This window comes from Sphingomonas sp., assembly GCF_965227385.1.
Lineage (GTDB): Bacteria > Pseudomonadota > Alphaproteobacteria > Sphingomonadales > Sphingomonadaceae > Sphingomonas.
In genome coordinates this window covers 2408464-2421041 of the sequence record NZ_OZ245750.1, presented here as the reverse complement: position 1 = coordinate 2421041, position 12578 = coordinate 2408464, and the positions used below count along the sequence as shown (strand labels likewise).

General features: G+C 65.3%; 9 protein-coding genes and 1 tRNA gene. 2 read left to right on the top strand and 8 right to left on the bottom strand.

The genetic code is table 11. From position 1 onward, the window contains the following. Nucleotides 1–15: 15 nt before the first annotated feature. Nucleotides 16–3615: a trifunctional transcriptional regulator/proline dehydrogenase/L-glutamate gamma-semialdehyde dehydrogenase gene (gene putA, locus ACO05N_RS11705; protein WP_422057261.1), complete on the bottom strand. Its 3600-nt coding sequence runs from the start codon at nt 3613–3615 to the stop codon at nt 16–18. A 73-nt stretch (nt 3616–3688) separates the two neighbouring features. Here putA and ACO05N_RS11700 point away from each other — a divergent pair, with 73 nt between their 5' ends. Then, on the top strand, nt 3689–4183 hold the full coding sequence (locus ACO05N_RS11700) for an Lrp/AsnC family transcriptional regulator (protein WP_422057260.1): 495 nt from the start codon (nt 3689–3691) through the stop codon (nt 4181–4183). Nucleotides 4184–4217: 34 nt separating this feature from the next. Here ACO05N_RS11700 and ACO05N_RS11695 read toward each other — a convergent pair whose 3' ends face one another. From ACO05N_RS11695 to ACO05N_RS11670, 6 genes are all read right to left on the bottom strand, one after another. Further along, nucleotides 4218–6716: a TonB-dependent receptor domain-containing protein gene (locus ACO05N_RS11695; RefSeq protein ID WP_422057259.1), complete on the bottom strand. Its 2499-nt coding sequence runs from the start codon at nt 6714–6716 to the stop codon at nt 4218–4220. 359 nt (nt 6717–7075) lie between these two features. Further along, a tRNA-Met gene (locus tag ACO05N_RS11690) sits at nt 7076–7152 on the bottom strand. A gap of 70 nt (nt 7153–7222) precedes the next feature. Next, the gene (locus ACO05N_RS11685; RefSeq protein WP_422057258.1) at nt 7223–7729 is read right to left on the bottom strand and encodes a 2'-5' RNA ligase family protein; all 507 of its coding nucleotides are present in this window, start codon (nt 7727–7729) and stop codon (nt 7223–7225) included. A gap of 52 nt (nt 7730–7781) precedes the next feature. Next, nucleotides 7782–9710 carry a potassium transporter Kup gene (locus ACO05N_RS11680; RefSeq protein ID WP_422057257.1) on the bottom strand — a complete coding sequence of 643 codons (1929 nt, stop codon included), beginning with the start codon at nt 9708–9710 and terminating at the stop codon, nt 7782–7784. Between the two features lie 116 nt (nt 9711–9826). Then, a complete protein-coding gene (locus ACO05N_RS11675; protein ID WP_422057256.1) occupies nt 9827–10000 on the bottom strand; it encodes a hypothetical protein in 174 nt (57 codons plus the stop codon). A gap of 119 nt (nt 10001–10119) precedes the next feature. Next, nucleotides 10120–10590 (bottom strand): Lrp/AsnC family transcriptional regulator, encoded by a 471-nt coding sequence (locus ACO05N_RS11670; protein WP_422057255.1) that lies wholly within the window; start codon nt 10588–10590, stop codon nt 10120–10122. A 141-nt stretch (nt 10591–10731) separates the two neighbouring features. On the opposite strand from ACO05N_RS11670, the gene ald reads away from it, so the two are divergent. Then, entirely contained in the window at nt 10732–11838 is a 1107-nt protein-coding gene (gene ald / locus ACO05N_RS11665) for an alanine dehydrogenase (RefSeq protein WP_422057254.1), read from the top strand. Between the two features lie 62 nt (nt 11839–11900). Here ald and ACO05N_RS11660 read toward each other — a convergent pair whose 3' ends face one another. Beyond that, complete coding sequence (locus ACO05N_RS11660) at nt 11901–12323, bottom strand: hypothetical protein (protein ID WP_422057253.1); 423 nt, start codon at nt 12321–12323, stop codon at nt 11901–11903. Nucleotides 12324–12578 lie beyond the last annotated feature (255 nt).

Genomic DNA, 12578 nt, shown 5'->3' with positions numbered 1-12578 from the left:
AGGAGGATCGCATGTTCAGGCCATCGCCATCAGGCTGGCATTGCCGCCTGCCGCCGTGGTGTTGATCGAGGTCGAAACTTCCTCCACCAGCCAGTCGAGCCGCGGCGTCCCGGCCTGTGCCAGCACGATCGGGCCGGGCAGGTCGGCGATGTCGGCCAGCGCGGCGAGGCGCGTCGCCGCATCCCCTTCGATCAGCGCGCCGCCATAGGGTCCGGCCGCGCGCCAGTCCGCCACCCAATCGATCCGCTGCAGCACGCGCTCGGGCGCTCCGTCCAGCTCCGCGCGTAGGGTAGCATTGCCGATCACCGCGCGGTTGCCCGTCGCCAGCACCGCGCACAACTGTTCGACCAGCCCTGCACGCGTCTGCGGGAGCAGCAGCACGCACCCACGCGGGTGAATGCTGTACACATTGGTCTCGCCCACCGGCCCCGGCAGCTCAAGCTGCGCGCCGAGCAGCGACGCCTCGCCCGCCTCGCGCGCGCAATCGCCGCCCTCGCCCAGCCACAGCGCAAAGTCGCGCAGCGCCGGATCCGACGCGGACGAGGCAAGGTCCGCCGGCACGGTCGCTGCCTTGACCAGCCGCCCCAGATAGAGCGGCCCGCCCGCCTTCGGCCCGGTGCCCGACAGGCCACGGCCGCCGAACGGCTGCACGCCGACCACCGCACCGATGATGTTGCGGTTGATGTAGAGGTTGCCCGCCTCGACCCGTTGCGTGACATGCTCGACCGTCTCGTCCAGCCGCGTGTGCAGGCCGAAGGTCAGGCCATAGCCGGTGGCGTTGATCGCATCGATCACGCGATCGAGATCGCGGCGCTGGTAGCGCATGACGTGCAGCACCGGACCGAACACCTCGCGCTGCAGATCGGACAGCGCGTCGATCTCGACGATCGTCGGGGGCACGAACGTCCCCTGCCCGGTCTCGCCCGCCAGCTCGATCTGTTCGACGCGGCGACCCAGCCGCCGCATGTTCTCGATATGGCTGTCGATGTTGATCCGTGCCTCGGCGCTGATCACCGGGCCGATGTCGGTCGACAGCCGGTCGGTGCGCCCGATCGACAGCTCGTGCAACGCGCCGCGCAGCATCGTCAGGATACGGTCGGCGACATCCTCCTGCAGGCACAGCACGCGCAGCGCCGAGCAGCGCTGCCCCGCGCTGTCGAAGGCGGAGGCGATGACATCGGCGACCACCTGTTCGGCGAGCGCCGAACTGTCGACGATCATCGCATTCTGCCCGCCGGTTTCCGCGATGAACGGGATTGGCGTGCCGTCATTGGCAAGGCGGGTGGCAAGCTGTCGCTGGATGATCCGCGCGACCTCGGTCGAGCCAGTGAACATCACCCCCTGCGTGCCTGACGCGCCGACGAGCGCCGCGCCGATCTGGCCGTCACCGGGAACCAGTTGAACCACATCGGCCGGCACACCCGCCGCGTGCAGGATCGCAATGCCCTGCGCGGCGATCAGCGGCGTTTCCTCGGCCGGCTTGGCAAGGACGGGGTTGCCCGTCACCAGCGCAGCCGCGACCTGACCGATGAAGATCGCGAGCGGGAAGTTCCACGGGCTGATGCACGTCACCGGGCCGAGCGGGGCATGGGCAGCACCCAGCGTCGCGCGCGCCTGCTGGGCATAGTAACGCAGGAAATCGACCGCCTCGCGCACTTCGGCAATCGCGTTCGGCGCGGACTTGCCCGCCTCGCGCATGATCAGCCCCATCAGCAGCTGCATGCGCGATTCCACGAGGTCCGCGGCGCGGTCGAGGCACGCGGCGCGATCGGCGACCGGCACGGCGCCCCAGTCCGCCGCGACCGACTGCGCGGTTTCGACCGCCTGCAGCGCGGCCGGCTCGCTCATCTCGACCACGGTTCCGACGATGTCGAGCGCATCGGCCGGGTTCGCCACCGGGCGCGACTTGCCCTCACCGCTGGCAGGCTGGGCGAGCCAGCCGATTTCCGCACTCTCGCGCAGCGCGTCGGCGAGCGCGGCCAGCGCGGTCTCGTCCGACAGGTCGATCCCCGCCGAATTGACCCGCGCGCCATACAGGTCGCGGGGCAACGCGATGATCGGGTGCTTGCTTCCCGGCGCATCCATCGCGGTCACGACCTCGACCGGATCGGTCACCAGCTCGGCGATCGACACTTCGGGATTGGCGATACGGTTGACGAAGCTGGAGTTCGCGCCGTTTTCGAGCAGGCGCCGGACGAGATAGGCGAGCAAAGTCTCGTGCGTCCCGACAGGCGCGTAGATTCGGCACGGGCGGTTGAGCTTGTCGCTCCCGACTACCTCGTCATAGAGCGGCTCACCCATGCCGTGCAGGCACTGGAATTCGTAATCGCCGACGGCGAAGTCCGGCCCGGCGAGTTGATAGATCGTCGCGAGCGACTGCGCATTATGCGTCGCGAATTGCGGGAAGACATGTGCCTTCGCTGCCAGCAGCTTCCGTGCGCAGGCGATGTATGCGACATCGGTATGGACCTTGCGGGTATAGACCGGGAAGTCGGGCAGCCCGTCGACCTGCGCGCGCTTGATCTCCGCGTCCCAATAGGCGCCCTTGACCAGCCGCACCATGATCCGCCGCCCGGCGCGCTGGGCGAGGTCGATGATCCAGTCGATCACGAACGGGCAGCGCTTGCCATAGGCCTGGACCACGAAGCCAAGGCCATCCCAACCGGCCAGATTGGGGTCGAGCGCGAGGCTTTCGAGCAGGTCGAGCGAGAGTTCGAGCCGGTCGGCTTCTTCGGCATCGATGTTGAAGCCGATGTCATAGGATTTGGCGAGCATCGCCAACGCCTTCACGCGCGGCAGCAGCTCGGCCATCACCCGCCCCGCCTGTGCGCGGGCATAGCGCGGGTGTAGCGCCGACAGCTTGATCGAGATGCCGGGGCCACCGACCACGCCGCGTCCCGCCGACGCGGTGCCGATCGCGTTCACCGCATTCTCGTAATCGCGGTAATAGCGGTCGGCATCGGCCATCGTCGTCGCCGCCTCGCCCAGCATGTCATAGCTGTACTGGAAGCCGCGCGCCTCGAGCGGGCGGGCGCGCTTCAGCGCTTCGGCGATCGTCTCGCCGGTCACGAACTGCTCGCCCATCATGCGCATCGCCATGTCGACGCCGCGCCGGATCACGGGCTCGCCCGCACGCGCGATCAGGCGCGTCAGTGCCGCCGCCAGCCCGGCATCGTTGACGCTGCCGGTCAGCTTGCCGGTGACCACCAGACCCCAGGTCGCGGCATTGACGAACAGCGAACGGCCGTCGCCGATGTGCGACTTCCAGTCGCCGTCCGAAATCTTGTCGCGGATCAGCGCGTCGCGGGTCGCGGCGTCGGGGATGCGCAGCAGCGCTTCAGCGAGGCACATCAGCGCCACGCCCTCCTGGCTCGACAGCGCATATTCCTGCACCAGCCCCTCGACCCCGGTGCCCTTGTGCTTGGCACGCAGCGCCGTGATCAGCCCGGTCGCGGTCGCCTTCGCCGCCTCGCGCACATTCGTCGGCAGCGTCGCTGCTTCGATCAGCGGCGCGAGGCATTCGGGCTCCGGCCGACGATAGGCTGCGGTGATCGCGGCGCGCAACGGGGTAGCGGGGCGAACGGGCGGGGCGAATTCGGCGAAGGGATTTGTCATTGCGCCATGGTATCAGATGCCGTTGCGGCAGATGGACTTTTGAAGCACCTTCAGCTTATCACTTTGCCTTCAAATGCAATCCGAGACAGTCCAAATGCGCCAGAATATGCTCGACCACAGCGATCTGGACGCGTTCGACCGAAAAATCGTGGAAATCCTGCGGGTGGACGGGCGCATCTCGATTACCGACCTCGCCGCCCGTGTCGGGCTGTCAAAGACGCCATGTCAGGTGCGGATGAAGCGTCTGGTCGCCAGTGGCGTGATCCGCGGCTTTCGCGCGATTGTCGACCCCGCCCGCCTCGGCCTCGACCATATCGCCTTTACCGAGGTGAAGCTGTCCGACACGCGCGAGAACGCGCTCGAGGCATTCCGCCAGGCAGTTCTGCGCATCCCCGAAGTCGAGGAGTGCCACATGATCGCCAGCAGCTTCGACTATCTGCTCAAGGTGCGCACCGCCGATATCCGCCGCTATCGCGAAGTGCTGGGCGAGCGCATCTCCAGCCTGCCGCACGTCGCCAGCACGTCGACGTTCGTCGCGATGGAAACGATCCGCGACGCGGGGGGCTGACCGGTCGGACGACCAGTCCCCCGCGCGCAATCCCTCAGAAGTCGAAGCGGAGCGACCCCGAGATGGTCCGGCCATTCGCGGCACGGGCAAAACCGATGCCGCTGGCGGGCACGCTTGCCTGGTTGACCTCGAAGATCCCCAGCTGGTCGAGTGCATTGTTGACGTTCACCGCCAGGCTGCCGCCCTTGAGCAGCTTCACCTGGGCGAAGAGGTCGACCGTCGTGAAGCCGGGCATCACCAGCAGGTTCGAGTCCTGCGCGAAGCTCTTGGTGATGGTCACGACGCTCGCACCCACGGTCGCCCGGCCCAGATCGGCGGAGCCAGTGGCGGTCAGCGTCCAGTCCGGCTGGTGGCGCGGCACCTTGCCGGTCAGACCGGGTTCGAGCAAATCCTGCGTGATCTTGGCCTTGGTATAGGTCGCGCCGGCCATCAGGCTGAACGGGCCACGCTGAATCCCGCCTTCCATCTCGACGCCGGTCGCGCGATAGGTGCGGTCGGTGCGGTTGGCAGCACCGTTGAGGACGTTGTGGTCCGCCGCAGTGACGCGGAACGCGGTAGCGTTGAACGTGAAGCCGTTTTTGCGGAACTTGAACCCGCCTTCCAGCTGCTTGACGTCGTCCTGCTTGTCGCGCTCGCTGCGGATGTCGCCGGTGGCGTTGTTGATCAGCGGGGTGAACAGCACCTTGTCGGCGTTGGCGCGGGCGCCCTTGCTGTAGCGGGCGAAGACCGAGAAGGGCTCCGCGACGCGATAGTTCACGCCGGCCGAGTAGCTGAGATAGCCATAGTCGTAATTGACCGCACCCGGCTGAGTAAACGGCAGGAAGGCGACGCGCGTCTCGGCCGGGTTGATCAGGCCGTCCCGGTTCATGTCCTGGGTGATCAGGCCGACGCTGCCGTTATTCAGGTCGGCGCCGACCAGCGATCCGCGCACCTTGCCCTTGTCATAGCGAAGGCTGCCGCCGACAGCGAGCTTGCCGACATGGAAGTTCACCGAGCCATAGGGTGCGAACACCTTGTAGTTCACATCGAACGCGCGGCGGAACAGGCTGCTCGCGCGGGCGAAGGCGTAATAGCCATTCAGCGTCTGCGGCGCGCCGCCTGCGTTGAAGATGTCGACCATCGCGGTGCCGTTGTCGCCGTTGACGTCGACGTTCATCGCGGTGTGCAGCCAGGTGGTGTTGAGATCCTGCGTCGCGAAATAGGCGCCGAGCGTCGTGGTCAGCTTGCCGCCGGACAGGTTCCACACCTTCGACCCGCGAATGTCGTTGGTGAAATTGTCGAGCGAGCGGGCGCGGACGAACGACACGAAGTAGAGCGAAAGCAGGCCGTTGCCGTTGATGTTGGCGGTGGGGCTGATCACCTGGCCCGCGAGTGGTCCGCTGGCATAGCGTGCGGTCGCGCCCGCGCCCCCTTGCCCGACGGCAAAGGCCGACACTGTGTTGGCGCTGTTAGGGAAGGCGCGGCTGAAGTCGCCGCGATTGACCGAGTAGCGCATGCGTTCGGTGATCGTCCAACCGGCAATCTCGAACTGGCCCTCGAACCCGATCGACCGCGATTCCGCGCTCTGACCGGTGGCGATCGGCAGCGCGGCGGGCTGGTTGTTCTCGTCCAGCGTCACGACCGGACCGAGATAGGAGGACAGCACCGAACCCCGACGCAGGTCGAAGCCAGGGAAGCTGCGGATGGTCGGGTCGGCATTGGTGCCGGTGATGTTGGCGAAATAGGGCGCAAAGGTCGGCGAGCGGTCGTCGAGATATTTGAGGTACAGCCGGACATAGCCGCCCGTGAACTGGTGGGTGATATTGGCCTTGATCTGACCACCTTTCCAGCCGTCGAAGCCGATGTCACGCGGGCCTTCGCCCGACCGGTAGAAGCCGCCGATGTGGAAGCGGGTGTTTTCGCCCAGCTTGGCGCCGTAGCTGAAATCGACGCGCTGCTCGTCATAGTTGACGCCCGTTGACAGCTGGATCGTCCCACCTTCGACATCGCCGGTGCGCGACAGCACGTTGATCAGGCCGCCGGGCGAATTGGACGCAAAGGTCGATGCCGAACCGCCACGGATCGATTCGATCGCCGCGACGCTCAGGTCGTTGCGCAGGTACACATCGGCGCCGACGTTGAACAAGTCGGCAAATTCCAGCACCGGCAGACCGTCTTCCTGGATCTGCATGTATTTGGAACCGCCGGCGGCGAGCGGGAGGCCGCGCACGGTGTAGTTGTTGTTGCCTTCGCCGATGCTGGTCGCGACGCGCAGACCCGCCATGTTGCGCAACACTTCGCCCAGCGGGCGCGGCCCCAGCTTCTGGACGTCATTGCCACGCAGCGCGCTAGTCGACGTGGCGCTGTCCAGCCGATCGCGGCCTTTGGCAACGCCGGTCGAGAACACTTCCGTGGTCTGGGGCGCAGGCTTTTCCTTCGCGTCGCCCTCCGCCTCCGTCGCACTGTCATTTGGCGCATGCGGGTCCGTCGCGGCAAGTGCCGGGCTGGAGAGTGTCAGATACGAAGCGAACAACAGGAATGCCGTCTTAGCCATGATCGTTTGTCCTCACCCGAACACATCGTTGCGGGGAGCCCTCCGCAGAAATTCGGCGAAAGTCCCCAATGTTTTGGATTCATATAGGGAATGACGGACACACGGTCGCAGCATTGACTTGCAATGATCAGCGGCATGCCGCTGGAACTAGGGGGATTTATCGATACTACTGTATAAATACAGCAAACAATATTGGGGCAACGGCGACCGATAATTGTTCGCCTGCATTACCAATGCGCTGGGTTTGCGGGGAAGCCGTCACTGCGATCCAACAGGCGGCGGGCACCGGTCAGACGAACTCGCCGACCGGCCATGCCGCCGGGTGCGGCGCCATGTCGTCGAGATCGATGACTGCGAAATGGTAGCGGAGGAGGGACTTGAACCCCCGACCCCAGGATTATGATTCCCGTGCTCTAACCAACTGAGCTACTCCGCCCTACCACGGCGGCTCGCATCCCTCTGGGCGCGAGCGAGAGCGGCGCACATAGGCAGCGATTCCGGCCCGGTCAAGCGAACATGTGCCGCGAGATCAGCTCCCATGGTCCGCCGCGATAATACGAGGCGGCGAGACCGGCGATCTCGACCTCGCGCGGCCGGAAATCCTGGCTCAGCGCGCTCAGCAACAGCTTCGCGAGCGATGGCGCGACCTTGTTCTGAATGGTGACATGCGGGCGCCAGCCGCCGGCATCCTGCGGCGTCAGCATCCCGGCAAAAGCCTCGCTCAGGTCGCGGCGGATCGCGGTCAGTCCCGGCGATTCGATCCGCACTGCCACCCCCCGCCCCAGCGACATCAGCCCCGCCGCACGCGCCGTCGGCGCCCGCACGCCGCGCGTGGCGGCGTTCAACCGGTGCTTCAGCTCGTCCAGCGCCGATGGCGGCAGATGATGGAACAAGGTCAGATGCGCGGGCAGCACATTGCGCTCGGGCGGAAAATGCTCCCGCCGCAACGCATCTAACACGGCCTGATCCTGTCGCCCGAACAGCGCGGAGACAATGATGGGCGCCGGGGTCACACGAACTCCTGCCCCCTGCGGGGGAGGATTGCAGACGAGGATGCCGCCGCCCTCAAATCTCCACCTGGCTCCCCAGCTCGACCACGCGGTTTGTCGGCAGGCGGAAAAACTCCATCGCGCTTTCGGCGTTGCGCAGCATCCACGCGAACAGCTTCTCACGCCAGATCCGCATGCCCGGGTGCTCCGACGGCAACAGCGTCTGACGCGACAGGAAGAAGCTCGTGTCCATCATGTTGAACGCGCCGCCACAGGTGCTGCACGATTGCAGCGCCGCCGGGACATCGGCTTCCTGCATGAAACCGTAGAAGATCTTCATGCGGTGGAACCCCTGCCCCAGATCGTCGAGCGTGACGCGGTCCTTTTCGTCGACATAGGGCTGGTCTGCAATCTTGACCGTGAGCAGGATCACCCGCTCGTGCAGCACCTTGTTGTGCTTGAGGTTATGAAGCAGCGCGTGCGGCACGCCCTCCGGCGTCGAGGTCATGAACACCGCCGTGCCCTTGACCCGCGTCGCCGAGGTCGCGGCCGACTGGATGAACACCTTGATCGGCATCGCGCTCTCGCGCATCCGCTCGACCATCAGGCGGCGGCCCTTCGACCAGGTGGTGAGCAGCGTGAAGATCAGCACCCCCGCCAGCAGTGGGAACCAGCCGCCATCGGGCACCTTGGTCAGATTGGCGCTGAAATAGGCGAGATCGACCACGAAGAAGAGCGCGAGCAGCGGCACGGCATAGCGCTTCTTCCACTTCCACAGGCCGAACAGCACCACCGCGATCAGGAAGTTGTCGATCAGCATCGCGCCCGTCACCGCGATGCCATAGGCAGCGGTGAGGTTGGACGAGGTCTGGAAGGTCAGGACGAGCAGGATGATCGCGATCATCAGTGCCCAGTTGATCAGCGGGATATAGATCTGCCCTGCCGTCGCCGCGCTCGTATGGCTGATGCGCAGACGCGGGATGAAGCCGAGCTGGATGCCCTGCTGGGTAACCGAGAAGGCACCGGTGATCACCGCCTGCGACGCGATGATCGCCGCCATCGTCGCGATGCCGACCAGCGGCAGGCGCAGATATTCTGGCGCGAGCATGTAGAACGGGCTTTGCAGCGCGCTGGCATCGCGCATCAGCAACGCGCCCTGCCCCATATAGTTGAGCATCAGCGCGGGCAGCACGAACCACAGCCACGACACCCGGATCGGCTTGCGCCCGAAATGCCCCATATCGGCGTACAGCGCCTCGGCACCGGTCACGGCCAGCACGACCGACCCGAGCGCGAGGAACGCGGCAAAGCCGTCGATGACGAAGAAATGCACCGCATAGCTGGGCAGCAGCGCCCACAGCACTTCGGGCGTCTTGATCACGCTGAGCGTACCAAGCGTCGCGATGACCGCGAAATAGCCGAGCATGATCGGACCGAACATCGCGCCGACGCGCGCGGTGCCGGTGCGCTGGATCGAGAACAGCGCCAGCAGGATCCCGACCGCGATCGGCAGGATCCAGCCCGAAAAGGCCGGAGCGGCAACCGCGATCCCCTCGACCGCCGAGAGCACCGACACCGCCGGGGTGATCATCGAATCGCCATAGAAGAGCGCGGTGGCGAACACGCCGAGCAGGACGATGCCGGCGGTCCACTTCTTCTGCCCGCTCGACCGGTTGATCAGCGCAAGCAGCGCGAGGCTTCCGCCCTCCCCCTTGTTGTCCGCCCGCATGATCACGGTCACGTATTTCAACGTCACTACCGCCATCATCGACCAGAACATCAGGCTGATGACGCCCATGATATGTTCCTGGTCCAGCGCGAGGGGATGATGACCCGCAAAGGTTTCCTTGAACGCATAGAGCGGGCTGGTGCCAATGTCGCCGAACACGATCCCGATCGCACCAACCGCAAGCTTCCACAGCGCGGCCTCGCGGCCATGCGTGTGATGCTGGTCGGCGGGGATCGAGTCGGCAGCCGGCTCGGGGCTTCCGTTGGGCTCGCTCACGGGAGGAACTTATGTGCCGTGGCGAGAGAGCGAGGGGTCATGCGACCAATGCCTGTCCGTTGAAACAACGCGGGCCGTTAGCACGTGCAACATGGGGTAGCAACGGCACGCCAGCATCACGGCAAGCGGCTGGAGTCCTCGGCCTCCCGCCGACTCGCCATGACCGCATCATACTCCGCTCTCTCGCGGCGGCGGCGGCGGCGATAGACCGCCTGGTCCGTATATCGCCGGCTGAACACATATCCGATAATGGCAATCGCGATGGCGGCGAGTAAGATAAGCTCAGGCACGCTATTCTCCCAAAAATACTGGGAGCAGCTTTACTCACAGCGCGTCGCAGAAGACTTTTTCGCTCATGTAACGCATGGCGATATCTTATGATACCGCGATCATGAAAATGGAAAACGTACTAATTCTGTCTAACGAAAAGCGCATCCGCCTCGCTCCGCGTCGGCACCGAACGTAGAACAAAACTGGAGCTGATCTTGACCACGCCGGGCAGCCGGCCCATTTTCTCGCGGTGCAACCGCTCATAGTCGTCGAGGTCGCGGCACAGCACCTTGAGCCGGTAATCATAGCCGCCCGATACCAGCGCGCATTCGACAATGCCGTCGATCTGGCCAACGGCAGCTTCGAAGCGGGCCAGATCCTCGTCCACCTCTGTGCCGAGCGTGATGTCGACGAACGCCGTTACGCTATACCCCAGCCGACGCAGACCGAGCCGCGCGGCATAGCCCTGGATATGCCCCGACGCCTCAAGTGCCTGAATCCGCCGCGTGCAGGCAGAGGGGGACAGTCCCACCTCACCCGCGATCTGGTTCACCGGCGCGCGGGCATTTTGCGCCAGCAGTTTCAGGATTGCCTCGTCGATTCGATCCATTCCGCACAGATTTCCAGTTTTTGCGCCAACGACAGCATAATCGTGTGACAGCCGGCTGAACAGCGCATGAGTTTGCAGGGATTCGCGGGCGCATCCTGCGCTAGAGGTGTAACAGAACCATAATTCTCCTGGAGAGTGTCCATGCGCGTCGGTGTGCCCAAGGAAATCAAGAATCACGAATATCGCGTGGGACTGACACCCCCGCTGGTCGCCGAACTGACCGCTGCCGGGCATGAGGTGGTGGTGCAGACCAATGCGGGCATGGGCATCGATTTCAGCGACCAAGACTATGTGGCCGCCGGCGCGCGCATCGTCGGCACTCCGGCTGAAGTGTTCGCCCAGAGCGACATGATCGTGAAGGTGAAGGAGCCGCAGCCGAGCGAGATCGCGCTGCTCGAACCGCGCCACACGCTGTTCACCTATCTCCACCTCGCCGCCGACAAGCCGCAGGCCGAAGGGCTGATGAAGTCGGGCGCGACGTGCATTGCTTATGAAACCGTGACCGCCAACGATCGCTCGCTCCCCCTGCTCAAGCCGATGAGCGAGGTCGCAGGACGCATGTCGGTGCAGGTCGGCGCGCATTATCTGGAAAAGGAACAGGGCGGCCGCGGCGTGCTGCTCGGCGGCGTGCCGGGCGTGGCGCCCGCGCGCGTCGCGATCCTCGGCGGCGGCGTTTCGGGCATCAACGCGGCGCAGATGGCGACGGGCCTGCGCGCCGATGTCACCATCTATGACATCAACAATACCCGCCTCGCCGAACTCGACATGCATTTCGGCAGTCAGATCAAGACCGCTTATGCCAGCAAGGCGGCGATCGCGGCGGCGGTGGCCAATGCGCATCTGGTGATCGGCGCGGTTCTGGTGCCGGGTGCGGCGGCGCCGAAGCTGGTGACGCGCGAGATGCTCAAGACGATGAAACGCGGCAGCGTGCTGGTCGACATCGCGATCGATCAGGGCGGCTGCTTCGAGACCAGCCATGCGACGACGCATGAGAACCCGGTCTATGAAGTCGATGGCGTGATTCACTATTGCGTCGCCAACATGCCGGGCGCGGTCGCGCGGACCAGCACCTTCGCGCTCAACAACGCGACCCTGCCCTTCGTGATGAAGCTTGCCAATCTCGGCGCGGAAAAGGCGATGGCCGCCGATCCGCACCTCGCCAACGGCCTAAACGTCTATCAGGGCAAGATCGCGTTCAAGGCGGTGGCCGACGATCTCGACCTACCGTTCCAGGCCTGGAGCGCCTGAGGACCGACCTGTTTGCTCGCCGTCCCCACTCTCCCCCTCCCATGGGGGCGGCGGGCATCTCCTTAAACCTCTGCGGTCACCCAGGTTTCGGCGGCGTTGGGCGAGACGAAGATGTTCTGATACGCGACCAGCGTCCGGCGCAGCTGCATCTTGAGCAGGCTGGACTCGACGATCAGCGCGATCCGGTCGCCGGTGCGATAGAGGCGCAGATTGCCCGCGCGCATCTTGTCCGCCGCCTCCTGCGTGCGGATCGGCGCGTTACGCAGGTCGGCGATCACGCGAACCCGGCCGTGGCAGGCGCGCATGTCGGCCACGATCGGCTCGAGCACCGCGAGGTAGCGATCGACCTCCTCGCCCAGCCTCAGCCCGACGCAGCGGATGCGGATGACCGCGAGGCGATCGTCGCGGACGATCTCATATTGCCCCGACATCGCTGCAACGACGCGCCCCTGCACGCCGCCAGCCGGCACGGTTACGGCCACCATACACCCTCTCCCCCACAGGTCGTATTGGGGCGGCATCATGACGGCGCGCGGTAAACAATGCGTAAGCAGAGCCATCCTTGCCTTTCGGGCGGTTCCCGTCTATGGCGCGCCCGTTCTGCGAGCGGTGCTTGTGGAGGGAAGCGCGAGGCGTAATGCCCCAGCGCCGTTTTCGCTTTTTCTGAAAGAGCGTCTGTCCCTTCGTTCGGGCCGTTCAACGAATGCCGCGACCGGCGTTCGGCCGCCGCGGCGTTTCGG

Excerpts from the sequence above, each read along its gene's own strand:
- ACO05N_RS11660 (WP_422057253.1), bottom strand. The coding sequence starts at position 12,323 with ATGGTGGCCGTAACCGTGCCGGCTGGCGGCGTGCAGGGGCGCGTCGTT.
- ACO05N_RS11700 (WP_422057260.1), top strand. The coding sequence starts at position 3,689 with ATGCAATCCGAGACAGTCCAAATGCGCCAGAATATGCTCGACCACAGC.
- putA (WP_422057261.1), bottom strand. The coding sequence starts at position 3,615 with ATGACAAATCCCTTCGCCGAATTCGCCCCGCCCGTTCGCCCCGCTACC.
- ACO05N_RS11670 (WP_422057255.1), bottom strand. The coding sequence starts at position 10,590 with ATGGATCGAATCGACGAGGCAATCCTGAAACTGCTGGCGCAAAATGCC.
- ACO05N_RS11695 (WP_422057259.1), bottom strand. The coding sequence starts at position 6,716 with ATGGCTAAGACGGCATTCCTGTTGTTCGCTTCGTATCTGACACTCTCC.
- ald (WP_422057254.1), top strand. The coding sequence starts at position 10,732 with ATGCGCGTCGGTGTGCCCAAGGAAATCAAGAATCACGAATATCGCGTG.